The 23,618-nt window shown below is 69.0% G+C and carries 19 protein-coding genes; 6 read left to right on the forward strand and 13 right to left on the reverse strand.

Annotation, left to right across the window (positions count from 1 at the left end; all coding sequences use genetic code 11):
- Positions 1-21 precede the first annotated feature (21 nt).
- From infA to FHW79_RS19095, 10 genes are all read right to left on the reverse strand, one after another.
- Positions 22-240, reverse strand: a complete 219-nt coding sequence (gene infA, locus FHW79_RS19050; protein WP_014198195.1) for a translation initiation factor IF-1 — start codon at positions 238-240, stop codon at positions 22-24.
- Positions 241-382: 142 nt separating this feature from the next.
- A complete protein-coding gene (locus tag FHW79_RS19055) occupies positions 383-1,459 on the reverse strand; it encodes a lytic transglycosylase domain-containing protein (RefSeq protein ID WP_183180400.1) in 1,077 nt (358 codons plus the stop codon).
- Positions 1,460-1,569: 110 nt separating this feature from the next.
- Positions 1,570-3,876 carry a hybrid sensor histidine kinase/response regulator gene (locus FHW79_RS19060; RefSeq protein WP_183180401.1) on the reverse strand — a complete coding sequence of 769 codons (2,307 nt, stop codon included), beginning with the start codon at positions 3,874-3,876 and terminating at the stop codon, positions 1,570-1,572.
- 135 nt (positions 3,877-4,011) lie between these two features.
- Complete coding sequence (locus FHW79_RS19065) at positions 4,012-4,473, reverse strand: low molecular weight phosphatase family protein (RefSeq protein WP_183180402.1); 462 nt, start codon at positions 4,471-4,473, stop codon at positions 4,012-4,014.
- Positions 4,474-4,489: 16 nt separating this feature from the next.
- On the reverse strand, positions 4,490-4,972 hold the full coding sequence (locus FHW79_RS32790; protein ID WP_040134544.1) for a UPF0262 family protein: 483 nt from the start codon (positions 4,970-4,972) through the stop codon (positions 4,490-4,492).
- On the reverse strand, positions 4,969-6,276 hold the full coding sequence (gene hisD / locus FHW79_RS19075) for a histidinol dehydrogenase (RefSeq protein ID WP_183180403.1): 1,308 nt from the start codon (positions 6,274-6,276) through the stop codon (positions 4,969-4,971). Before hisD ends, FHW79_RS32790 begins: the two co-directional genes overlap by 4 nt.
- Positions 6,260-6,910: an ATP phosphoribosyltransferase gene (gene hisG, locus FHW79_RS19080; protein WP_040135666.1), complete on the reverse strand. Its 651-nt coding sequence runs from the start codon at positions 6,908-6,910 to the stop codon at positions 6,260-6,262. The genes hisD and hisG overlap by 17 nt, the downstream gene beginning before the upstream one ends.
- Positions 6,911-7,115: 205 nt before the next feature.
- Positions 7,116-7,571: a hypothetical protein gene (locus FHW79_RS19085; protein ID WP_183180404.1), complete on the reverse strand. Its 456-nt coding sequence runs from the start codon at positions 7,569-7,571 to the stop codon at positions 7,116-7,118.
- A 59-nt stretch (positions 7,572-7,630) separates the two neighbouring features.
- Positions 7,631-8,923, reverse strand: coding sequence for a pentapeptide repeat-containing protein (locus FHW79_RS19090; protein ID WP_183180405.1), 1,293 nt, complete (start codon positions 8,921-8,923; stop codon positions 7,631-7,633).
- Between the two features lie 112 nt (positions 8,924-9,035).
- Complete coding sequence (locus tag FHW79_RS19095) at positions 9,036-11,174, reverse strand: ATP-binding protein (RefSeq protein WP_183180406.1); 2,139 nt, start codon at positions 11,172-11,174, stop codon at positions 9,036-9,038.
- Positions 11,175-11,743: 569 nt separating this feature from the next.
- On the opposite strand from FHW79_RS19095, the gene glgX reads away from it, so the two are divergent.
- Complete coding sequence (gene glgX, locus FHW79_RS19100; RefSeq protein ID WP_183180407.1) at positions 11,744-14,029, forward strand: glycogen debranching protein GlgX; 2,286 nt, start codon at positions 11,744-11,746, stop codon at positions 14,027-14,029.
- Positions 14,030-14,199: 170 nt separating this feature from the next.
- Positions 14,200-14,397, forward strand: a complete 198-nt coding sequence (locus FHW79_RS19105; RefSeq protein WP_183180408.1) for a Nif11-like leader peptide family natural product precursor — start codon at positions 14,200-14,202, stop codon at positions 14,395-14,397.
- Between the two features lie 15 nt (positions 14,398-14,412).
- On the opposite strand, the gene FHW79_RS19110 is transcribed toward FHW79_RS19105, so the two are convergent.
- Both FHW79_RS19110 and FHW79_RS19115 read right to left on the reverse strand, forming a co-directional pair.
- Positions 14,413-14,658: a hypothetical protein gene (locus tag FHW79_RS19110; RefSeq protein WP_247884496.1), complete on the reverse strand. Its 246-nt coding sequence runs from the start codon at positions 14,656-14,658 to the stop codon at positions 14,413-14,415.
- Between the two features lie 108 nt (positions 14,659-14,766).
- Complete coding sequence (locus tag FHW79_RS19115; RefSeq protein WP_014198175.1) at positions 14,767-15,063, reverse strand: helix-turn-helix domain-containing protein; 297 nt, start codon at positions 15,061-15,063, stop codon at positions 14,767-14,769.
- Positions 15,064-15,272: 209 nt separating this feature from the next.
- Here FHW79_RS19115 and gpmA point away from each other — a divergent pair, with 209 nt between their 5' ends.
- Positions 15,273-16,034, forward strand: a complete 762-nt coding sequence (gpmA, locus tag FHW79_RS19120) for a 2,3-diphosphoglycerate-dependent phosphoglycerate mutase (protein WP_183180409.1) — start codon at positions 15,273-15,275, stop codon at positions 16,032-16,034.
- A 156-nt stretch (positions 16,035-16,190) separates the two neighbouring features.
- Here gpmA and FHW79_RS19125 read toward each other — a convergent pair whose 3' ends face one another.
- Positions 16,191-18,455 carry a helicase-related protein gene (locus FHW79_RS19125; RefSeq protein WP_183180410.1) on the reverse strand — a complete coding sequence of 755 codons (2,265 nt, stop codon included), beginning with the start codon at positions 18,453-18,455 and terminating at the stop codon, positions 16,191-16,193.
- 558 nt (positions 18,456-19,013) lie between these two features.
- Between FHW79_RS19125 and FHW79_RS19130 the strand changes: the two genes are divergently transcribed.
- From FHW79_RS19130 to FHW79_RS19140, 3 genes are all read left to right on the forward strand, one after another.
- Complete coding sequence (locus tag FHW79_RS19130) at positions 19,014-19,706, forward strand: WecB/TagA/CpsF family glycosyltransferase (RefSeq protein WP_145679165.1); 693 nt, start codon at positions 19,014-19,016, stop codon at positions 19,704-19,706.
- Positions 19,707-19,709: 3 nt separating this feature from the next.
- Complete coding sequence (locus FHW79_RS19135) at positions 19,710-22,076, forward strand: polysaccharide biosynthesis tyrosine autokinase (protein WP_348984217.1); 2,367 nt, start codon at positions 19,710-19,712, stop codon at positions 22,074-22,076.
- 192 nt (positions 22,077-22,268) lie between these two features.
- The gene (locus FHW79_RS19140; protein WP_183180411.1) at positions 22,269-23,522 is read left to right on the forward strand and encodes an endo-1,4-beta-xylanase; all 1,254 of its coding nucleotides are present in this window, start codon (positions 22,269-22,271) and stop codon (positions 23,520-23,522) included.
- Positions 23,523-23,618: the final 96 nt, after the last annotated feature.

Consider the following 23,618-nt stretch of genomic DNA (forward strand, 5'->3'; position numbering starts at 1 on the left):
CAACGCGGGAAACCGGTTCAATCACTTGAACCGGAACGTGATCCGGCCCTTGGTCAGGTCGTAGGGCGTCATCTCGACGTTGACGCGGTCACCGGCCAGCACGCGGATGCGGTTCTTGCGCATCTTGCCGGAGGTGTGCGCCAGCACTTCATGCTCGTTGTCGAGCTTCACCCGGAACATCGCGTTCGGCAGCAGCTCGACGACGGTTCCGGAGAACTCGATCAGATCTTCCTTAGCCATAGCCCCTTAAGTCCGTAACAGTTTCGAGGCAATAACTGACCTCCCGAAGCCGCCCGGTCAAGGGGGATTCCACCGGGGGCGGTGAGCCTCCGGCGTGGGGGTTGGCCAAAGCCTTCCAGATGGGACGGAAACAGCCGGCGGTTCAGCCGAACGGGTTTCCGTCGCCGTTTTCATACTCCGCCGCGCCGTCCGCGTCCATGCCCGCGGTGCCGCCGAACGCCGCCGATTGGAAAGAACTGAGCGGCGACGGGCCGCCATCCAGCCGGACGCGGGGTTCGGCGGCCTGTGCGATGCGCTCGAACATCTCCCTCTGGTCGGTGTCCATGCGGCGCGTCAGCCGTGCGACGGTCTCCGACGCGGTGAGTTCCCGGCCCGACGCGCGGTCGTAGAACAGGCCGCGGTTGCTCCGCGCCGCGGCGGGCAGAAGCTCCGCCGCGGCGGCCCTGGGCGACGACTCGGCGGCGCGGATCAGCTTGGCGGCCCCGCCGACGCCCAGCACATAGGCGATGCGGCTCTCGGTCTCGGACACCGGGCGCTTCAGCCGCTCCTCCAGCCGGTCGCGCCCCTCGGACAGGTAGCGCGCGGCCATGCCGGCGGAAAGATCGACGTCGTGGCGCAGCGCCAGGATCTGGCGGCGTACCGCCGGGTCCTTGACCGAGGGGATGCCGTTGCGGCTCTGAATCGCGCTCGCCAACTCCCCCTGGCCGTAGGCGGAGCCGTGGCGGCGGAACAGGTCGAGCCAGGTGCGCTCCAGGAACTGGAACGGACCGGCGGCGGAGCTGGAGCGGTTGCGGGCCGCCGGATCCAGCCCGCTTTCCTGGGTCGCCTGGGCGAGAATGGCGGTGAAGCTGTGGCCCGACAGGCCGGCGACCTGCTGGGCCGCCAGAACCACCTGCCCGGCGGCGGGGTTGTTCGCCAGCGCGGCGCCGATCACCGTCGATTGGGTGCCTGACGCAGCAGCTATCGCGGCGGCCTCGGGCTTGCGGGTGGGAAACGGCACGCGGGTCCCGTCGGCGAGCTGGATCGGCGCTTCCGGTTTCAAGGCCGGCAGGGGCGGAACCTTCTGCCCGTTGGCCAATCGCCCGCGCGGAACCGGCTGGGCGTCCGCCAGCGCGCTTTGAAACGACCCCACCGGCGCGGCACCCGCTGACAACGGCGACGCCGGCACATCCGGCTTGCGCTCGGGGATCGGGGCGAGTGGTGGCAGCGCGACCTTCATGGAACACCGGAACCGTCAGACCGGAACCGCTCTCGCGGATCCCTTCGTCACAACTTTAGCAAAAGAACCTTAATTTTTCTTAATCATTGGCCCGTTGTGGTGGGACGGGCTCAATCGACCGGCGTGCCGGTCCGCTGGATGGGTCCGGCGTCGACCGCCGTCCGCCGCCCCTCGCCGTTCCAATGGTCGATGGCGGCCAGAAGGCGAGCCTTCTCCAAAGGCTTGGCCAGATGATCGTCCATCCCGGCCTGCTGGCAGCGCTCCACCTCCACGGCCAGCACGCCCGCCGACAACGCCAGGATCGGAATGCGGCCCAGCGGGCCGGGAAGTGCCCGGATGCGCCGGGTCGCCTCCAGCCCGTCCATAACCGGCATCTGCACGTCCATCAGGACGAGGTCGTAGGCGCGCTCCCGCACGGCGGTCACCGCGGCGGCGCCATCCTGCACCGCGTCAACATGGTGCCCGGCCCGTGTCAGCATGGCGATGACCAGATCGCGGTTCATCGCCAGATCCTCGGCCAGCAGGATGCGCGCGCCGCGGCTGGATGGCTGGTGCTGATGCAGGGCGCCACCGTCATGGTCGTCCCGCTCCGGGGCGCTGGCGGGCTTCAGCGGCAGGCTGAACCAGAAGGTGCTGCCGACTCCGGGGCGGCTTTCCACGCCGATCTCGCCCCCCATCAGTTCGACCAGGCGGCGGCAGATGGCCAGCCCCAGCCCGGTGCCGCCGCGCCCGCGGTCCAACTGGCTGAAGCGCTGGAACAGCTCGCGCTGGCGGTCCTCGGGCACGCCGATGCCGGTGTCGCTGACGGTGAAGGTGTAGCGCCGGGTGCCGGATTCCTCCCCCATCGCTTTCACGGTCAGACGAACGCTGCCGGTGTCGGTGAATTTCACCGCATTGCCCAGCAGGTTCAGCAGGATCTGGCGCACCCGGTCGGGATCGCCCATCACATAGCCCCGCGCCGCCGCGGCGACGGAGGTGTGAAGCTCCAGTCCCTTCTGCTCGGCGGTCAACCGCACGATGGCCTGGCAGCGGTCGGCCAGATCGTCCAGCCGGAACGGCACGCAGACCAGATCCAGCTTGCCCGCCTCCAGCTTCGACAGATCCAGCACGTCGTTGATGACGGTCAGCAGGGAGCGCCCGGCATCCCGCACCTGTGAGGCGTAGCGCCGCTGCTCCGCCGTCAGCGGCGTTTCCAGCAGCATGTCCGCGAATCCGATCACGCCGTTCATCGGCGTGCGGATCTCGTGGCTCATGGTCGCCAGGAAATCCTCCTTGGCGCGGCTTCCGGCGCGGGCCTCCTCCATGGCGGCGCGCAACTCCTGCTCGCGCCGCTTCAGCCGGCCCGACATGTCGTTGAAGGCGTTGGCCACCAGACGGATCTCATCGGGCGCGCCGCGGGCCTCCACCACGGTGCCGACGTCGCCGGCCCCGATCCGGGTTGCCGCCTGGCTGAGGACGCGCATCCAGCGCAGGACCGAGGCGTGGAGCAGCGACCACAGGGCCGCCACGCTGAGCAATCCGACGATGCCGAGCAGAACCAGTCCGCGCAGCAGGTCGCGCTGGGCGTCCGCCACGATCGGCCCGGTCGGCATGCCCACGGCGAAGACGGTGTTGGTTTCCGGGGAGTGGCGGAAGGCCCAGATGCGGTTGAGCCCGTCGGCGCTTTCACCCTCGAAGGCGCCGCTGTCTTCGGTCAGCATCCGCCGGATGTGCGGAAACTCCGTCATGCTCCGCCCGACCCAGCCTTCCGGATCGGGCTGGCGCGCGATCAGCACGCCGTGGCGGTCCAGCACCAGGATGCGCGCGTCGTCCTGCTTCGTCACCTTCACGAGGTCGGTCAGCCAGGCAAGATCGATGGCGACGCCCAGCACACGCTCGATCTCGCCGTTCACCAGGACCGGTTGCACCGCCAGGATCAGCGGCTTCCCCGACCGCTTGCCGACCACCACCTCGCTCAGCACGAAGGACTTGGTGTCGAGCGCCCGCTGGAAATATTCGCGCTCGCGCAGGCTGATGCCGGAGCCGGGACCGGTCGTGTCACAAATGAGGAGGCCGTTCGGGTCGGCCACCCACACCCCGGTCGTCCAGCGATGCTGCCGCGGCATCGGCGCCAGGGTGGCGACGCAGGCGTCGGTGCTCCCGTGGACGGCATCGCGGACCGCCGGCACCAGCGCGAGCACGCTCAGCAGGTTCCGCGCCTCGCCGATCAGGTCGCGCTGCCGCTCCACCCCGTCCTCGGTCAGGTGCCGCGCCAGTTCCCGTGCGCTGCTCAAGCGCTGGTCGAGTTGCTGGTCGAAAAAGTACACCGCTCCGGCCAGCGGCAGGGCCAGGGACGCCAGGACGACTCCCATCAGACGCAGCCGGAGGCTCCGCAGGCCGGTGGCACGAAACAGGCGGGACGGCAAACCGGCGAGCATCAGGCGGAGAACCTCTCAGGAACCGCTAAAGTCTACGGGGCGGAACACACGTCATTCGATGATTCATCTCAATAGCACCTCAACCCAGCCTTGAAAAAGACCTTCGCAAAATCTCGCCGTCAAACCGGCGAATGGTCACACCGTCGGGCCGCGGGACAGCGGAAATCGCTCCTTGATCCGGGTCAGCAACCCGTCGCGCACCTTGCGGTAGGCCTCCAGCATGGCGTCGCGGTTTCCGTCCACCAGGGTGGGGTCGAACGTGTTCCAGAACTCCACCTCACAGGCCATCGTGCGGGTCATCTCGATGGCGCGGTGCTGAGCCTCCGGCGACAGCGACACGATCAGGTCGAAATTCGTGTCCTCCAGATCCTCGAAACTGCGGCAACGGTGGCGGGACAGGTCGATGCCCATCTCCTCCATCACCGCCACGGCGAAGGGATCGACCTCGTCCCCCTCGCGCACGCCGACCGAATCGACGTAGACGCGCGTGCCATGGAAATGCCGCATGATCGCCGCCGCCATCGGGGAGCGGATCATGTTGTAGGTGCAGGCGAACAACACGCTCGTCACGGGGAGCGGTTGCAGCACCGGGGCCATGCGCCGCCCGACCCCGTCAGCCGCGGATGTGGAGGACGCAGATCAGCGTGAACAGCCGACGCGCCGTCTGGAGATCCATTTCGACCTTGCCGGCCAGCCGTTCGCGCAGCATCTCCGATCCTTCGTTGTGCAGGCCGCGGCGCCCCATGTCGATCGCCTCGATCTGCGAGGGCGTGGAGCGTTTGATCGCCTGATAGTAGCTTTCGCAGATCAGGAAATAGTCCCGAACGATCGACCGGAAGCCGGTCACCGGCAGGGTGATCTTGTCCAGCGCGCTGTCGTCGTCGCGCCGGACGTCGAAGACCAGCCGGTTGTCCTCGATCGACAGATGCAGGTGGTAGGGCCCGTCGTCGGCGTGGTCGCAGGGGCAGAACTCGTTGTCTTCGAGCAGGTCGAAGATGGCAACCGCGCGCTCGTGCTCCACCTCCGGCTTGCGGCGGATCACGGTCTTCTCGTCGAGCGTCACATGGACGATGCGGCGGTTGCCCTTCGTGCTCACCCCTGACCTCCTCCCGGCAGGCGCAGCGCCACCGACAGCGCGTGCGCGTCCAGACCCTCCGACCGGGCCAGCGTCACCGCCGCCGGGCCGATCGCCTTCACGCTCTCCGCGTCGCAGGCGACGAAGGTCGTCCGCTTCATGAAATCCAGCACGTTCAGACCCGACGAGAAGCGCGCGGAACGCGCCGTCGGCAGGACGTGGTTCGGGCCGGCGACGTAATCGCCGATGGCCTCCGGCGTGTGGCGGCCGAGGAAGATGGCCCCGGCGTTGCGCACCTTCGCGGCCAGCGCGTCGGGGTCCTCCACCGCCAGCTCCAGATGCTCCGGCGCCAGACGGTCGATCAGGGCCGGCGACTCGGCCAGCAGATCGCGCACCACGATGATCGCGCCGTGCTCCCGCCAGCTCTCCCCGGCGATGGCGGCGCGCGGCAGGGTCTCCAAGTGCTTGTCCACGGCCGCCGCCACCGCATCGGCGAAAGCCGGGTCGTCGGTGATGAGGATCGACTGGGCCGAGGTGTCGTGCTCCGCCTGGGACAGCAGGTCCATGGCGATCCAGGCCGGGTCGTTCCGGTTGTCGGCGACCACCAGGATCTCCGACGGGCCGGCGATGCTGTCGATGCCGACCGTGCCGTAGACCAGACGCTTGGCGGCGGCGACGAAGGCGTTGCCGGGGCCGACGATCTTGTCCACCGGCGCGATGGTCGCCGTGCCGTAGGCGAGCGCGGCGACGGCCTGGGCGCCGCCGATGCGGTAGATCTCGGTGATGCCGCAGCGCTTGGCGGCAGCCAGGACCAGCGGGTTGATCGCCCCGTCCGGGGTCGGCACCACCATGACGATGCGCTCCACCCCGGCGACCTTGGCCGGCAGGGCGTTCATCAGGACGGAGCTGGGGTAGGACGCCGTGCCGCCCGGCACATAGAGGCCGGCGGCGCCGACCGCGGTCCAGCGGGCACCCAGCCGCACGCCCTGGGCGTCGCGGTAGTCGGTCGTCTCCGGCACCTGGAGGCGGTGGAAGCTCTCGATGCGCTCCGCCGCGGTGTCGAGCGCGCGCAGCAGCTCCGCGCTGCACTTGCCCACCGCCGCGTCCACCTCGTCCTGGGAGATGCGCAGGGTGGCGGGGGTCAGCGTCTGGCGGTCCCAGCGGGCGGTGTAGTCGATCAGCGCCGCGTCGCCGCGCTTGCGCACCGTGTCGATGACGCCGGCGACCAGGGCCTGGACGTCCTCGCTGGTCTCGCGCTTGGCGTGGAGAAGCCCCTCAAACCCCTCGGCGAAGCGGGGGTCCTGGGCATCAAGCCTGACGGGCATTCACAGCCTCCCGGAAGCGGTCGATCCAGCCGGAGATTTCCTCGGGCCGCGTCTTGAAGGCGGCCCGGTTGACGATGAGGCGGGAGGTGACGTCGGCGATGTGCTCGATCTCCACCAGCCCGTTCGCCTTCAGAGTCGAGCCGGTGGACACCAGATCGACGATGCGGCGGCACAGGCCGAGGGTCGGGGCAAGTTCCATGGCGCCGTTCAGTTTCACGCACTCCGCCTGCACCCCGCGCGCCGCGAAATGCTTCCTGGTGACCTCCGGGTATTTGGTCGCGACGCGCACGTGGCTCCAACGCGACGGATCGTCGCTCTCCCCCAGCTCGACCGGTTCAGCGACCGACAGGCGGCACTTGCCGATGCCGAGATCGAGCGGCGCGTAGATTTCCGGATAGTCGAACTCCATCAGCACGTCGTTGCCGGCCACGCCCAGATGGGCGGCGCCGAAGGCGACGAAGGTCGCCACGTCGAAGGACCGGACGCGGATGATGCTGAGATTCGGGATGTTGGTCGCAAAGCGCAGGAGCCGGCTGTCCGCGTCGTCGAACGCCGCTTCCGGCTCGATGCCGGCGTGGGCGAGCAACGGGCGCAGCTCCTTCAGGATGCGTCCCTTGGGCAGGGCCAGAACCAGCGGCTGACCGGCCGGCGCATCGGAAGGCGCATTGGTCGGCGTGCTGGGCGCCGGCGCGCCAAAAGCACGGGTATCGGCGGGCAAAGAACTCTCCTCGGGCTGAACCGCTGCCCGGATATACCACATTCCGCGCCGCCGTCACGGTCTTAGGAGGCATAGTGCGGCGCGGAACGGCGTTGCCCGGCGCCGAAACGGCAATGGCCGCTCAGTTGACCACCCGCCAGCTTCCGTCCGACTGGCGGCAGGCGGTGCCGTAGCCGGGCTGCGCCAGGCCGCCGACCATCACCATCGTCTGGTATTCCCGGCAGAGCTGGCCGTTGCGCGCCGTGTAGGCCGGGCCGGTCGGGGTGGCGGCAATGGGGGCCGGCGCGGGTTCGGTGAAGACCACCGCGGGCGGCGGGGTCGGCGCCGGTTGCACGTAGACCACCGGCGGCGGGGCCGGCACCACATAGACCGGCGGTCCGTAAACCGGTGCCCCATAAACCGGCGGATAGCCGTGGAAATGCCGGTGGGGCGGCGGATAGCCCGGATAGACCGGCCCCCCGAAGGACAGGAACACCGACGACCGCGCCTGCGCCGGACCGGACAGGGCCGTCAGCCCGACCGCCAGCACCAGTCCGAACATCACGCCACCGCAAACCGCACCGACGCGCCCGGCCATGGGACCGCACTCCCGCAAGACATCCGCAACAGATCAAGACTTCCGCAACAGATATAGTCCTAAAGCTTGAGCCCCGCCACACCGTCGAGAATGGCGCCGTCCGACAGGGCGCGGCGCTCCAGCTTCGCCCCGAACATGCGGGCGTTGGTCAGGTCCGTCTTGGTCAGGTCGCAGCCGGCCAGATTGGCGAAGGACAGGTCCGCCCCCGCGAAATTCACCTCGCGCAGGCAGGCACCGCGCAGGTCGGCGTAGCGCAGCCGCGCGCCCGACAGGTCGGACTGCATCGACCGCCTCTCGTCGAAATAGAGCGGGCGCAGGTTGGCCTTGCGCAGGTCGGCGTTGTTCAGCTTGGCGAGCCGCAGGTTGACCCCGCGGAGGTCGCCGCCGATCAGCTTGGCGAGCCGCAGGTCGCCCTTCTCCAGGACCGCCGCCTGAAGCTGGACGTTGGTCAGGTCCAGCCCGTAGAGCGTCGCCCCCACCGCCCGCAACATGGTCAGGCAGGTGTGGGCCAGCGACGGCGCGTGCCTCAGGTCGAAGCCCGACAGGTCGAGCGCCGTCCCCTCCGCCCCGCTCGACCCGACCCAGCGGATGTGGTCGTGCAGAAGCTCGTCCAGCGGGCGCCCGAGTTCGGCGACGATGCGGCCCACCGGATCGTCGGTCAGCGCGTCCTCCATGTCGGCGTCGGCCAGCTCGGTCATGACCATGGTGGCGCCGGTCAGCACCGCGCCGCGCAGGCAGGCGCCGCGCAGATCCGCCCCCGACAGGTCTGCCCCCTCCAGGTTCGATCCGGTGAAGTTGGCTCCTCGCATGGTGGCGCGCACCAGCTTGCACCCGCGCATCAGCGCGTCGGTGAAGTCGGTGTGGATGGCCATGGCCCCGGACAGCCGGGCGTTGGTCAGGTTGGCGCCGGACAGGTCGGCCCCCGACGCCTCCGTCGGTTGGCCCTCCACCTGGATGATGCGCAGGCTGCCGTCGCGGTCCTTTTCCGCCAGCGAGCCGTCGCGCAGGTCAGCCTCGAACAGGTTGGCGCCGACCAGGATCGACCCACGCAGGCAGGCACCGCGCAGATCCGCCTTGATCAGGCTGGCGTTCTCCAGGTTGGCCAGCCGCAGGTCGGTGGCGAACATCGATGCGCAGTCGAGCCGCGCCCCGGCCAGATTGGCGCCGCGCAGGCTGGCCCCGACGAAGTCGGCGTGGGCGAGGTCACGCCCCGCGAGATCGAGACCGCTCAGGTCGAAAAAGGACAGCGTCGCCCGCGCCCCGCCGATGCGGGCGTTCCGAAACATCTCGTGCCGGCGCACCACCGCATCGAGCTGGACCTGATCCAGACGGGTGAGAGGACGCTGCTGCATGGCCGTGTTCGCCTCCGATCACGGTTTCAGAGTACCCTTTGTGGCCTTCACGAATGATTAATGCAGCCCTCGATAGAAGGCTCTTCCTGTCGAGGCCGGCGCCGTCCGGCGGTCAGGCCGCGGACGACCGGCTGTGGCGGACCGGCTGGCGTTCCGTTCCCAGGGCGTTCAGCGCGCCGCGCAGCACGTCGGGGGTGACGGGCTTGTGCAGCAGGCGGCAACCGGCGGCCACCGCCTCGCGGATGCGTTCGGGGGCGGTGTCGCCGGTCAGGATGATGCCGGGAATCGGCCGTCCCTCCTGCTCCGCCGCTCGGGTGACCGTTTCGGCGCCGGTCAGCGGTCCCGGCAGGCGGAAGTCGGAGAGGATGACGTCCGGACAGCGCGGCGCCGCGCGCAGCGCCGCCAGCGCCGCCGGCCCGTCCGCCGCCAGGAGAACGTCGTGCCCCCAGCTCTCCAGAAGGAGCTGCATCCCGGCGCTCTGCACCGGGTCGTCCTCCACGATCAGGATCAGGCGGGTGTCGGCATCCTCCGCCCGGCCGGCGGCGACCGGGACCACCGTGTCCGTCCGCGATTCGCTGGACGCCAACGGGACCATGATCGAGAAGACGGACCCATGGCCGGGGCGCGATCGGACCTCCACCGCGTGGCCCAGCAGCGCGGCCTTGCGGCGCACCTTGGGAAGCCCCAGCCCGAGGCCGCGGCGGCGGTCGCGCTCCGGGTTGCCGAGCTGCACGAAGTCTTCGAAGATGGCGTCCAGATGCTCCGCCGCGATGCCGGAGCCGGTGTCCCACACCTCGATGCGCAGCCATTGGCCGCGCCGCCGGCAACCGACCACGACGCCGCCCGACGGGGTGTAGGCGATGGCGTTGCGCAGCAGGTCGCCCAGCATCCGCGTCAGCAGCGTGGCGTCGGTGCGCACCATCGCGGGGAATCCGCGCACCCGCAGATCCAGTTTCTTGTCCGCCGCCAGCCCGCGGAATTCCGTGGCCACGCTGTCCAGCACCGTGGCGACCGGCACGTCGGCGATGTTCGGGCGGACCACCCCGGCGTCCAGCGTGGCGACCTCCAGCAGCGCGTGCAGCAGCTTCTCCCCGCTGTCCAGCGCCTCGCCCATCTTCTCGGCGATGGACCGCTCGCGCGGCTCCTTCAGCCGTTCCATCAGCAGGTGGTGGAACAGGCGCAGCGCCTGGAAGGGCTGGCGCAGGTCGTGGTTGGCCGCCGACAGGAAGCGGGCCTTGGCCTGGTTGGCCCGCTCCTTCTCGGCCAGGGCGCGGACGAGCTTCTGGTTGAGGGAGCGCAGGTCGGCGGTGCGCTCCTCCACCCGCTGCTCCAGCCGGGCGTTGGCGTCGCGCAGGGCGTCGCGGGCCGCCGCCTCGCGCCGCAGGCTGGCCCAGCCGAGCGCGGCCAGCCCGAACAGCGCGACGACGCTGACGCCGACCATCATGAAGCCGTGCTGCAGACGGTTGCTCCACGGCTCCAGGACGACGATGCGCGGCAGGGCGACCGCCGCCACTGCCGGGAAGTCGCGCATCCGCTTCAGGCCGATGACGACGCCGTCTCCGCCAACGGTCCAATCGCTCTCGCCGCTCTCCTCTCCCGGCTCCAGCGCCGGCAGCGGACCGACCCCGTCACCTCCGATTCCGGCCAGCCGCGTGCCGTCCAGACGGAACAACCCGGCGACGCTGTGCCGCCCGTCGCCGAAGACGTCGAGCACGGTGTGCAGGCTGGAGGCGGGAAGAGCCAGCAGGACCGCCCCCTCCGCGATGCCGTCGCGCCCCAGGATGCGGCGGACCATCAGGATCGAATCCAGCCCGTCCACCTGTCCGTGCAACAGCTCGAGAGCGCCGCCCGCCCCCTGGAACAAGCTGGCGGTTCCGCCGTCGGGTTGGATGGAGGGACCGAACACCGTGCGGCCGTCGGCGTCCAGGATCGACAGAGCGCCGAACCGCGACGCCGCCAGCGCCTCGCCCAAGGCGCGGTCGGCGAGCGACGCGAAGCCGCCCTCCTCCAACCGGTCGGCGACCCGCGCCAGGGCGGCGGCCCCGCCGTCCAGCACCGCGTCGGCGTGCCCTTCAAGGAAGGCGGCGGCCTGCCGGGTGCCGCGTTCGGCACGGTCGAGCGTGCTGACGTAATCGACCAGAGACAGCGCACCCCACGCCACACCGCCGAGCAGCGTCATCACCAGGACGATGGCAGCCAGGATGGCTTTCGGGTGAAAGTTCAGCAGGGCGTAGACCGGGAGCCGGATCATGGGCGGGCGCGTCTTGGTAAGGCGGGGCGGAGATGACGTCGCCGATCCGCCGGATGCACGATGCCGTGGGTCACCGGCGAAGCCTGTGTCCGGGGCGATGATCGATAGGCGGGAAGCGGATTCAAGGGTTCGCGGGTCGCCGGACAGCGCATCGCGCGTGGGTTGAAGGGGCCGCAGAGGAATGGCCGCCAACGCCGCCCTTCATTGATCTTTCCACGTCTTCGCACCCGAAGACCCGGCGGCAGCATGGAAAGGCGAAAGTTGTCATTTGCGTTACACCCGCTTCCTCTGACCTTTGTCGGAAAGCTCCCGGACATCCCCCAGAAGTTTATTTGCCTTTATTGTCTGGAACCGATGATAGCATGCGATAGTTATCGGCGCGACTCGCCATGACGACTATGACCATGCTCATACCAAACCCACTCTTTGGGTGAGGGAGCACCAAATGCTTCGGCCAGGAGTTGAGGCTCCGGCATTCATCGGAAATTGTGCCGATGACGGGATCACCCGGGCGGTCTGCGCGTTCCTGTGCTGCTTCATGCCGCAACGCGCCCACACGAGGTTCCACCGTGAAGAAGCCGCCGTTCGCTCCTAAGGTTTTCCGCCAGTCCCGCATCCGGGAAGGTCTTCCCTACCCTCTCGGCGCCACATGGGACGGGCTGGGCGTCAACTTCGCGCTGTTTTCCGCCAACGCCACCAAGGTGGAGCTGTGCCTGTTCGACCAGGAGGGGCGCCGCGAGCTGGAACGGATCGAGCTGCCCGAATACACCGACGAGGTGTGGCACGGCTATCTGCCGGACGCCCGGCCGGGCACCGTCTACGGCTACCGGGTGCACGGGCCGTACGAACCCAAGGCGGGCCACCGCTTCAACCCGAACAAGCTTCTGCTCGACCCTTACGCCAAGCACATGGTCGGGCCGTTGCGCTGGTCGGACGCGCATTTCGGCTACCGCGTCGGCTCGCCACGCGGCGACCTGTCCTTTGACCGGCGCGACAGCGCCCCCGGCATGCCGAAATGCGTGGTGATCGACCCGGCCTTCACCTGGGGCCATGACCGCCACCCGGCGATCCCCTGGGAGAAGTCGATCTTCTACGAGACCCACGTGCGCGGCTACACCATGCGGCACCCGGCGGTGCCGCCGCAGTACCGCGGCACCTTCGCCGGCCTCGCCCAGCAGGAGGTGGTGGAGTACATCCGCTCGCTGGGAGTCACCGCGGTGGAGCTTCTGCCGGTCCACGCCTTCGTGGACGACCGCTATCTGCTGGAAAAGGGGCTGCGCAACTACTGGGGCTACAACAGCATCTCCTTCTTCGCGCCCGACCCCCGCTACATGGCGACCGGTGCGATCCACGAGTTCAAGGAGATGGTCGCCCGCCTGCACGACGCCGGGATCGAGGTGATCCTCGACGTCGTCTACAACCACACCGCCGAAGGCAACGAGATGGGGCCGACGCTGTCCTTCAAGGGCATCGACAACGCCTCCTATTACCGGCTGGCGCCGGACCCGCGCTACTACATCAACGACACCGGCACGGGCAACACGCTGAACCTCGTGCATTCGCGCGTCCTGCAGATGGTCACCGACAGCCTGCGCTACTGGGTGACCGAGATGCATGTGGACGGCTTCCGCTTCGACCTCGCCACCATCCTGGCGCGGGAGACCTACGGCTTCGACCACAGTGGCGGCTTCCTCGACGCCTGCCGCCAGGACCCGGTGCTGTCGCGCGTCAAGCTGATCGCCGAGCCCTGGGATTGCGGCCCCGGCGGCTATCAGGTGGGCGGCTTCCCGCCGGGCTGGGCGGAGTGGAACGACAAGTTCCGCGACACCGTGCGCTCCTACTGGAAGGGCGACGAGGGCAAGCTGCCCGAGCTGGCGACCCGCATGGCCGCCTCGGCCGACGTGTTCAACCGGCGGGGCCGCAAGCCCTGGGCCAGCGTCAACTTCGTCACCGCCCACGACGGCTTCACCCTGCACGACCTCGTCGCCTACAACGACAAGCACAACGACGCGAACGGCGAGGACAACCGCGACGGCCATTCGCACAACATCTCCTGGAACCACGGGGCGGAGGGGCCGACCGACGATCCGGAGATCAACGCCCTGCGCTTCCGCCAGATGCGCAACCTGCTGGCCACCCTGCTGCTGTCCCAGGGAACGCCGATGATCCTGGCCGGCGATGAGTTCGCCCGCAGCCAGAACGGCAACAACAACGCCTACTGCCAGGACAACGAGATCAGCTGGATCGACTGGGAGGGCGTCAGCGACGAGGGCTGGGCGCTGACCGACTTCGTCCGCCACCTGATCGGGCTGCGGCAGAGCCATCCGCTGCTGCGCCGCGGCCGTTTCTTCACCGGCGCCTACAACCCCGACCTGGAGGTTAAGGACCTCACCTGGATCACCCCCGCCGGCGAGGAGAAGACGACCGAGCAGTGGCAGGACCCGATGGCGCGCTGCCTGGGCATGCTGCTGGACGGGCGGGCGCAGGCCACCGGCATCAAGAAGGTGGCGTCGGACGCCACGCTGCTCCTCATCATCAACGCCTACCACGACGTGGTGCCCTTCAAGCTGCCCGAGGTCGCCGGCGGCAGCCGTTGGCTGACCCTGGTGGACACCACGGAGCCCGAACGGCTGGAGGTCGCCACCGCCCAGACCGGCGACGAGATCCCGGTCAACGGCCGCTCCCTGCTGCTGTTCGAACTGATGCCCGACCGCCGTTCCGACATGGGGCTGAAGGCCGCCGCACGGGCCCTGCGCGCCGCGTCCGGGCCAGGCGAACCGGTCGCGGCGATCACGCCGGACAGCATCGCGTCGGGTTCCAGCCCTGCCGAGACGGTGCAGCAACCGGGCGAGTGACGGCCCGATCCTTATAATCTGGCAAGACAAACGGTGCGGCAGGACGCCGCACCGTTTGTCTTGCTTTTTATATACAATTTTAGGCAAATAGGCGATATCAAGACACCGGACTGTCCGCAACGTTCCATTGCTTGTGTCGGCAACGCCGCAACGACATAAGGGGGCTGGGCATGTGTCATGGCGACTACATCCGATTCCTGGTCGCGGTCGAGGCCGACCCCACCCTGCGCAAGGCGCTGCGGCGAGCGTCCCGCAGGCTGATCACGCTGGGCGATCTGGTCGATTTCGCCGCCGGCCACGGCTACCGCTTCACCGAGGCGGACATTCCCCTGGCCATGGCGCAGCCCGTGGGCTGCGGAGCCGACTGAGCGCGCTCGGCAAAGTCACGGCGGCGGAGCCGTGGTGTTGCAACTGCCACGGACCGTCATCATCAGTCCATCGTCGGACGGGAAAATGTCCTTCTCGGCGTCGCGCGGAATGGGAATTTTCTGACGGCGGCAGAACAGCAGGAGGATGCCGAGCGTCTTGCTGGGCATGAAGGCGACATCCCTCACCTTCGCGGCACCCTGTTGAACCATGACCACCACGCCTCCGTCCGATTTCGGAACGACGGAGGCGATCAGGCCCAAGGGAAGATCGGTCTGATTCGGCACCTTCTGGTACCAGCCGAAGGCTTTCTTGAGGGCCGAGTTCGTGAAGACAAGATGACGCGTTTCGAAAATCATTCCGGACCAGTTTCAGGCCCGGCCGCCCTCCAGTTCCGGGTTCAACCGGAACGTGATCGCACGCCCCAGTTTGGAATCCCGCAGAAGAATCTGCTTGGTTTCCAGCAGCTTGATGGCCCGGTTGACGTTGGGCCGCTGCATGCCGAGCGCATCAGCCAGTTCGGACTGGAGCACCGGCACGGGACGGTCGAAATGGAGCCGCCGGCTCAGATAGGTGAACACACGAAGCGCCTCCAGGGTGATGTCCCGATCGGTCGAAACGGTCCTGGAGAGGAGGTCATGATGCTGCATGGCGGCCTCGGAACGCAAGTTGGCTCGGCGTCGCAGTCCGGCTTCGCAATGAGCCGGGCGGATAATTTCGCCTGCCCCGCAGATTACCCCGTCTTTGTTGTCCGAATGTGTCTCCTGCGTTTCCAAATTGACACAAAGCCGCGCCATTTGTGACGCCTTGGCCGGAACCCTTCCTCCGTCCCCCCGTTCCCGGAAGGAGCAACCGTCACGTGAGGAGGAGGGGACCCATGCATCGGCTCGTGCTGCTGCGGCATGGTCAGAGCGTCTGGAACCGTTCGGACCTGTTCACCGGCTGGACCGACGTCGATCTGACCGAACAGGGGGTGGCCGAGACCCGCCATGCCGCCGGCCTGCTGAAACAGGCCGGATTCGATTTCGACGTGGCCTTCACCTCCGTCCTGAAGCGGGCGATCAGGACGCTCGACATCGTGCTGGAGGAGATGGACCGGATGTGGCTGCCGGTGCACAAGCACTGGCGCCTGAACGAGCGCCACTACGGCGCGCTCCAGGGGCTGAACAAGACGGAGACGGCGGCCCGCCACGGCGCTGAGCAGGTCTTCCTGTGGCGGCGGAGCTGGGACGTTCCGCCCCCGCCGGTCGAGCCGGAAGACCCCTGCTCCGCGGTGTCGGACCGGCGCTACGCCGGGATCGGCCGCGCGAACCTGCCGCGCGGCGAGAGCCTGAAGGACACCACGGACCGGGTGATCCCCTTCTGGGAGGAAGGCATCTGCCCGGCCCTGCGGCTGGGCGCGCGGGTGCTGGTGTCGGCCCACGGCAACAGCCTGCGCGGCCTCGTCAAGCATCTCGACAAGGTGGCCGACCGGGACATCCCGCTGTTCGAGATCCCGACCAGCCGCCCGCTGGTTTATGAACTGGGGGCCGATCTGGTGCCGCTGCGCCGCTATTTCCTGACCGAGGGCGGCGGAACCGAGGAGATCACCTGGACCCGCCGGGACGACACCGGCCAGAGCGGCGTCGTGGCAGCGTGACGACGATGAATTCCCTCTCCCGCCCCGGGAGAGGGAAGGGGCCCGCGCAAAGCGCGGGAAGGGTGAGGGTCCAGCCAAGGATCAGCCCCTGTTCCTCGCATAACCCTCACCCGGCCCTTCGGGCCACCCTCTCCCGGGGCGGGAGAGGGAACGAACTCATCCCCCCGCGGGGCGTCGGCCGCGATGCCCCGCCCCGCCCTTGCCGCGCTTGCGGCCGGGCAGCGGGTGGTGGAAGGACGGGTGGCCACCTTCCGCCGGAGCCGCTCCCTTGTCCGGTCCGCGCGCCCCGTCGGGACGGCGCCCGCGCCGCTCGCCTTGCCGCTCCTCCACCCGCCCGGCGTAGCAGCTGTCGCAGACCCGGAAGCGGTGGTTGGCCTTCAGCCGGGTGCCGCAGACCGGGCAGGCGCGGGCCAGCGAGCGTTCGGCGAGCGTCCGCTCGATGAAGGCGTTGAGCATCGCCCGGCGCTCCTGGCACAGGTCCATGTCCGGATAGGCATCGGGGAAGCGGTAGGCCAGCCACGCGTAGGCGGTCAGTTCCTTCACCGCCCGCTCCGCCTTCTCCAGCTCCACGTCGGTGCCGACGCGGTGGTGGAAGCGCTCGGCGGCGTCGGGGGCGGAGTTGCGGATCCCCTTGCCCTGGTTGGTCGCCCACAGCGCCAAAAGGCGCAGGTTGTTCTGGTCGCGCACGTCGATGGGACAGCGCGCCAGCATGTCGCGCTCCGCCAGCGGCAGCTTCGCCCGGTCCACGGCCGTGGCGGCCTGGATGCGCTGCTCCAGGTCGGTCATGCGGAAGGTCTGGTTGGCGCGCAGCAGCTCCTGCCCCGCCGTGCGCAGCACCTTGGCGAGGCTGTCGGTGTCCAGCTCCCGCGCGATGGCCTCGACGTGGGTCAGGTTGGGGCTGATCCAGGCCCGCGGGTCTTCCGGCGGCACCGGCGGGGTGGTCAGCGCCCGGCGCACCGGGTTGATGTTCTCTCCCTCCAGCACCGCGACGCGGCCTTCCTCGTGCATGCCGAAGCGCCCGGCCCGCCCGCCGATCTGGCGGATTTCGGAGGAATTCAGGTCGCGCTCCTCCCGCCCGTCATACTTGCGGGTGGTCGACAGGACGACGCGGGCGACCGGCAGGTTCAGCCCCATGCCGATGGCGTCGGTCGCCACCAGCACGTCCGCCGAGCCGTCGCGGAAGCGCCGCGCCTCGGCCCGCCGCACCTCCGGCGACAGGGCGCCGTAGATCACCGCCACCGTGTGGTCGCGGGCCAGCAGCTCGCGCCGCAGCCCCATCACGTCCTTGCGCGAGAAGGCGATCACCGCGTCGCCGCGGCGCACATTCTCCAGCGGCACCCGCTCCTCCTGCACGCGCAGCGGCGACTTGCGGGTGAACTCCACGACCTCCAGCTCCTCCCCCAGCGCGGTGGCGAGACGCTGGACGTAGGGAATGGCGTCGGCGGAGCCGGTCATCAGGATTTCCGGGGCGGCCACGCCGGCCACCGCCTGGGTCCAGGCCCAGCCGCGGTCGGGATCGCCGATCATCTGGATCTCGTCGATGACGCAGGCGCCCCAGACCTTGGACGTGTTGACCATCTCGATGGTCGAGGAGGTGAAGGACGCGCCGGGCCGCACGTCGCGCTCCTCGCCGGTCACCAGGCTGCAGGCCTGCCCGCGCGTCTCCAGCGCCTCCTGCCCCTCCAGCGCCAGCAGGCGCAGCGGGGCGAGGTAGCAGCCGCTCGGCGCCTCGGCCAGCCGGTCCATGGCGGCGTGGGTCTTGCCGGAGTTGGTCGGGCCGACGAACAGCCGCAGCTTGCGCACCATGGCGCGCGCCGTGGCGAAGCTGTCGAGATAGACGCCGAGGCCGGAGGCGTTCTCCAGCCGCTCCCGCCGGACCTTCAGGCCGGCGCGGGCGGCGGCGGTGGAGAAGGCCTCCTCCAGCGCGTCCAGCAGGGTCTGCAGGCGCGGGATGCGCCCGCCGAAGCCGATCACCCGGCCCAGCTCGTCGGCGAAGCCCTTGGGCCGCCACGCCTCGCCGAAGCCGTTGGCGCGCTGCGCCATGGAGGCGAACCAGCCGTCCACCCGCCCGCGCGCCTTCTCGATGGCGGCGGAGGACAGGCAGGCGGCCTTGACCCGCTTGCCCAGCGCCTTCGCCTGGGGACGGCCGAAGCCCTCCTCCGCGGTCATCAGGCCCCACAGCTCCGCCTCGATGTCGGGCAGCGGGCCGAGCGCGACGCGGAAACGCAGCTTCAGCTTCCGGTCGGTTCCGGGAACGACCACCTCATGGACGACGGCGACCGACCAGCGGGCTGGGGTGCTGTCGGCGTCCACCTCGATTCCGTCGCCGCGCACCACCGCGGCGATGGCGCGCAGCGCGTCGCGCCGGTCGAACTCGTCAGCGGTGCCGGCTTGGCGGGGGGTGGTCTCGTCGTTGCTCATGAACTGGTCTTCTTCCATCGCCGGCCCCGGAGAGATCGGCCTAAGAATTCAAGGGGCTGGTCGGGGTCTGGCGGTCTTGGGGGGCTTCGCCGGTTCTCGAACAGTGCCGTGCCGCGGGGCGGACGCCCACCCCCTATTCTGCACACCGGCACCCCACGGGCGTACCTATATGGTCGGAGCCATAAGATAGGGCAAGCCGATTCAGGGGTTCTCCCGGCGTGGCCGGGCTAATTCGCCTGAACTTGCCCCTCTCCCATCCCACCGCTGCGAAAAAGGGGCGGTGCCGGCCACATCATTCCCTGTTGTCCGGCAATGGCGTCGAAAGGGGTACCCGGTAACGGTCTTGCCGGCTGCCCCCAATCGAAAGTGTTAGCAAGCAATATCGTCTTACTGCACCGCAAACCGTCGGGCATCATCGTTGCACAGACAACGCAACCGTCGTCGCTTCGCTGATTTGGTTAGGAGATGTGCATGCCGACCCCTCGTGACGTCCTGGCACTGATCGAGAGAATACGGTGTATTTCTTGCGAGGACGAGCGCCATGCATTGATAAAGACATTGTCAGCCGTCGAGCGACCGACCATCCTGTCGTTCCTCAACGCTCACGGCGTGAACCTCTGCGCGGGGTCCTCCGCCGCGTGGTCGGCCTTCCGCGCCTCCGACGTCCTGTTGCGGGACGGCGTGGCGCTGGAGACCGCCCTGCCCTGGCTCGACCAGCCGGTCGGGCTGAACATGAACGGGACCGATTTCATCCCGCTCCTCCTTCGCCACCTGTCGCCCCGTCGGGTCGCCGTCTACGGCACCGCGGCGCCCTGGCTGGACGAGGGGATCGAGCGTCTGAAGGAGCGGACCCCGCACGACTATGTCGATGCCCAGCACGGGTTCCATTCCGTGGAGCATTACATCGCCCGTGCGCGGGAGATTGAGCCCGACGTCATCATCCTGGCCATGGGCATGCCCCGCCAGGAGGAGGTCGCGGCCCAGCTCAAGCGCGCGCTGGATCATAAGGTGCTGATCATCAACGGCGGCGCCATCATCGATTTCCTCGCCGGGCGCTTCACCCGGGCCCCCGCCGCCGTCCAGCGCATCGGGCTGGAATGGGCGTTCCGGCTGGTCCAGGAGCCCCGCCGCCTGTTTCGCCGCTATTGCGTCGGCGCTTTCGGCTTCGCCCACACCGTCATGCTTATGCGCCGTGCCGCCATGCGTTCGTCCAGCGCCCCAGCACCAGCGCCCATGCATAAGGAGCTTTGAGACGTGGAAAATCTGCCCCAAGTCAATCATGGCGGCCATCACGGCGGTCCGCCGGCTCCGGTTCCGGCATGGCCCGCCGCCCCCGGCCCGTCCCGGCGCAGCGAGTTCGAATCCCAGACCCCGTCCATGGGCCCCGACTTCCGCTTCATCCTGCGCGTGCTGGGCAGCCACAAGTGGCTGATCGCGGCCATCGTGGTGGTGCTGACCGGCCTGTCGGCCCTGGGCGTCTCCACGCTCAAGGACCAGTACACCTCCGAAGCCCTTCTGCTGGTCGACAACCGGCAGGTCCGCGTCGTCCGCGAGGTCGAGCAGGTGGTGGGCGCAATCCCCACCGAGGACGCCGCCATCCTGAGCGAGATCGAGATCCTGAAGTCGCCGCAGGTGCTGAACCAGGTGGTGAACGATCTCCAGCTCGCCCAGCATCCGGAATTCAACCCGCCGGCGCAGGAGGACGAGACGCTGCCGCTCGTCGAGCGCGCGGTGGCCTACGGCCGCGACGTCGCCGGGCGCTTCTGGGACGGCGCCCCGCCGGCCCCGGTCGCCTGGCTGCTGAGCCATGGTGACGAGGTGGCGCAGGACATCCGGGCGCGCGAGGCGCACGCCGCGCTGGGCAACGACCAGATCATCGCGCGCATCCACCGCAAGCTGGACGTCGCCATCGTCGGCCGGTCGCGCGTGATCCAGGTGCGCTTCACTTCCAAGGAGCCGCAGCTGAGCCGCGACGTGGTGGACGGCATCGTCCGCCGCTACATGGAAACCCGCCAGCAGATGGACCGCGACCTGTCGACCAGCGCGATCTCCTGGCTGCAGGACCGCATCGTCCTGCTGCGCAAGGAGGTGGCCGAGGCCGACGCCAAGGTCGAGGAGGCGCGTGTCAAGGGCGGCCTGCTGAAGGGCGGCACCGGCCTGATGGCCCAGAACGAGCTTGAGCAGACCCGCCTGCGCCTGAGCGAGGCCTCGGCCATCCGCGCCCGCTCGGTCGCCCAGGCCGACACGCTGGAGCGCAACCTGAAGGCCGGCAACTGGAACGCCATCGGCGGCAGCATCGCCTCGCCGGTCGTCGCCCAGCTCCGCGCCACGGTCGCCGCCATCTCCACGGAAATGGCCCAGCTCTCCCGCCAGTACGGTCCGAAGCACCCGCGCATCGTCGAGCTCCAGGGCCGCCTGAACGAGGCCAACGCCTCGCTGCAGCAGGAAATCCGCCGTGAGATCAACGGCGTCCGCGAGGCCGCCCAGGTCGCGGTCGAACAGGAAGGCGCGCTGCGCGCCATGATCACCCGCATGGAGGGCAGCTACGCCACCATGCAGGAGCAGGCCATCCCGCTGCGCACCCTGGAATCCGAGGCGACCGCCAAGCGCCAGCTTCTCGACAGCCTGCTGGGCCGTCTGGAAGAGGTCGAGGCCCAGAAGGACAGCCGCGCCTTCCCGGCCGCCGTCAAGCTGGTCTCTGCGCCGCAGGTGCCGCACGAGCCGTCGGGTCCCTTCCGCGTCCTGCTGCTGCTGGCCGGCTTCGTCGCCGCCCTCGCTCTGGCCGTCTTCAGCGTCTTCGGTCTGGAGCTTCTTCAGCGCCGCATCCACACCCCGGACGCCGTGCGCCGCATCCTGGGCGTCGGCACCGTCCACATCGTGCCGCACCACAGCGACCGCGGGGCCAAGGGCCGGCTCTACAAGATCTTCCAGCGCCACCCCTTCTCGCTGTTCAGCGAATCCCTGCGCGCCCTGTTCCGCAACCATCTGTCGGATCTCGGCCCGGTCGGTGCGCTGGCGGTGACCTCGGCCCGCCCGCAGGACGGCAAGACCTCGCTGACGCTCGCCGTCGCCCAGGTCGCCAGCCAGGCCGGCCGCCGGGTGGTGGTGGTGGACACCGACTTCCGCCGCTCCCGCATGGAAGGGCTGTTCGACCTGTCCACCAAGAAGGGCCTGTCGGACTGGATCGCCGGTGACGCCACGCTCGACGAGATCGTCCACACCTCCGACGACGTGCCCTTCGCCATGGTTCCGGCGGGCAAGCTGAACCCGATGACGCTGGACCGCTTCAACGTCGACAGCCTGGTGCAGCTGATGGCCGGCCTGTCGCCCAGCTTCGATCTGGTGGTGTTCGACACCGCCCCGGCGCTGGCCGTGTCGGACGCCCGCATCGTCTGCGGCGCCGCTTCCAAGGTGCTCTTCGTCACCCGCTGGGGCCACACCACGGCGAGCGACCTGGACGCGGTGGCCGACCTGGGTCCGATCGACCACAGCAAGTTCGTCTGCGTGATGACCGACGTGAACCTGAAGAAGGCCGCCAGCAAGGGCTACCAGGGTCCGTACAACAGCTACGTCGCCACGCGGAAATACTACGGCGACCAGACCCTGCGCGCCGCGCCGTAAGCGACGCTTTGTCCCTCTCCCGTCCCGGGAGAGGGTGCCCGCGAAGCGGGCGGGTGAGGGTCGTACGAGGATCACAGCCTTATCCTCGGCCGCACCCTCACCCTTCCCGCGCATCGCGCGGGCCCCTTCCCTCTCCCGGGACGGGAGAGGGAATTTTTCATTTTCCATCAAACCAAACGAGGCCCGACGCCCATGGCCCAGACCTCGGCAAAAGCCACCTCGAAAGCCCTTTCCTTCACGCGCCGCGACGCGCTGCGCGCCGCCGCAGCCGCCGCGGTGCTGGCAAGCTGCAAGGCCGCCGCCGGCCCGTCCATTGCCGAAGCGGCATCCGCCGCCATGCCGAACCCCACCCTGCGCGACGCCTGCCGGGCCGCCGGCATCCTCCACGGCGCCGCCCGCGACCATCTGATCGAGCCGGAAGACCCCATGCTCGACACGCTGATGGCGCGGGAATGCGACGTCGTCACGCCCGAGAACGGCGGCAAATGGGCCGTCTTCCAACCGCAGGAGGGCAATTTCGACTGGGGCCGTTTCGACGCCGGGGTCGAGCTGGCCCGCCGCATCGGCGCCAAGCCAAACTGGCACTGCGCCCTGTGGCAGCACATGGGCATGCCCGACTACATGACGCTGCCGGCCAGCCGCCAGCGCGCGCTGGGCATCGGGGAAAGCGCCTATTTCTCGGCGGACGGCACGCTGTCGGAGGAGAATTACTGGCCGCGCTTCACCGCCATGGTCGCGGCGGTCAAGCAGCGCTACGGCGACAATTTCTACCGCATCGACGTGATGAACGAGGCCTTCTTCTGGGAGACCGAGCGCAGCCACCCCCAGGAGCAGGACCGCTACGGCTTCCGCAAGGGCATGTGGTGGGTTGTGGCGGGCGGCGCCAAGGGACCGGAGTGGCTCGACCCGTTCTTCCACCACATCCGCAAGGAATTTCCCTCCGCCAAGCTGGTCATCAACGAGTTCGGCATCGAGATCGACGAGGGGTGGCAGCAGCGCAAGCGTGCCTATTTCCAGACCTGGCTGACCGACGCGGTCAAGCGCGGCGTGCCGATCGACGGGGTGGGTCTGCAAAGCCACCTGATGGCCGGCAAGCCCTACGACCGCGAGGGCATGAAGGGCTTCCTGCGGGCCATGGACCGGCTGGGCCTGCCCATCCACGTCACCGAGTTCGACGTGAACGAGAAGCACCTGCCGCGCTCCTGGTCGCGGGCGGAGAAGGACCGCGCCATGGCCTTCCTGGCCGGGCAGTATCTGGGCGACATCGCCGGCAACGCCCGGCTGGCCGAGCTGTGCTGGTGGCACCTGCGCTCCGACCTCAACTACATCTCACGGGAGATGCCGGAGCTGAAGCCGCACCCCTCCCCCTACGACGCGGCGTCGCGCCCGCTGCCGCTGTACGAGGCGTCGGTGCAGGCGCTGCGCGGGCGCAACCGGTCGGGGTGAGGCCGGTCCGGATAATTGCGGTCCGGGTGAGCCTGGCCGGGAGGCGGCGCGGTACCCCTTCCGGCCCCGCTACCCCGCCCGATCGCGCGATCCGCT

The organism is Azospirillum sp. OGB3 (assembly GCF_014192915.1).
Classification (GTDB): domain Bacteria; phylum Pseudomonadota; class Alphaproteobacteria; order Azospirillales; family Azospirillaceae; genus Azospirillum.

What these genes read in the sequence shown, in the direction of transcription:
- infA (WP_014198195.1), bottom strand. Translation starts at nt 240, where the DNA reads ATGGCTAAGGAAGATCTGATCGAGTTCTCCGGAACCGTCGTCGAGCTG.
- FHW79_RS19055 (WP_183180400.1), bottom strand. Translation starts at nt 1,459, where the DNA reads ATGAAGGTCGCGCTGCCACCACTCGCCCCGATCCCCGAGCGCAAGCCG.
- FHW79_RS19060 (WP_183180401.1), bottom strand. Translation starts at nt 3,876, where the DNA reads ATGCTCGCCGGTTTGCCGTCCCGCCTGTTTCGTGCCACCGGCCTGCGG.
- FHW79_RS19065 (WP_183180402.1), bottom strand. Translation starts at nt 4,473, where the DNA reads ATGGCCCCGGTGCTGCAACCGCTCCCCGTGACGAGCGTGTTGTTCGCC.
- hisD (WP_183180403.1), bottom strand. Translation starts at nt 6,276, where the DNA reads ATGCCCGTCAGGCTTGATGCCCAGGACCCCCGCTTCGCCGAGGGGTTT.
- FHW79_RS19085 (WP_183180404.1), bottom strand. Translation starts at nt 7,571, where the DNA reads ATGGCCGGGCGCGTCGGTGCGGTTTGCGGTGGCGTGATGTTCGGACTG.
- FHW79_RS19090 (WP_183180405.1), bottom strand. Translation starts at nt 8,923, where the DNA reads ATGCAGCAGCGTCCTCTCACCCGTCTGGATCAGGTCCAGCTCGATGCG.
- FHW79_RS19095 (WP_183180406.1), bottom strand. Translation starts at nt 11,174, where the DNA reads ATGATCCGGCTCCCGGTCTACGCCCTGCTGAACTTTCACCCGAAAGCC.
- FHW79_RS19105 (WP_183180408.1), top strand. Translation starts at nt 14,200, where the DNA reads ATGTGTCATGGCGACTACATCCGATTCCTGGTCGCGGTCGAGGCCGAC.
- gpmA (WP_183180409.1), top strand. Translation starts at nt 15,273, where the DNA reads ATGCATCGGCTCGTGCTGCTGCGGCATGGTCAGAGCGTCTGGAACCGT.
- FHW79_RS19125 (WP_183180410.1), bottom strand. Translation starts at nt 18,455, where the DNA reads ATGAGCAACGACGAGACCACCCCCCGCCAAGCCGGCACCGCTGACGAG.
- FHW79_RS19140 (WP_183180411.1), top strand. Translation starts at nt 22,269, where the DNA reads ATGGCCCAGACCTCGGCAAAAGCCACCTCGAAAGCCCTTTCCTTCACG.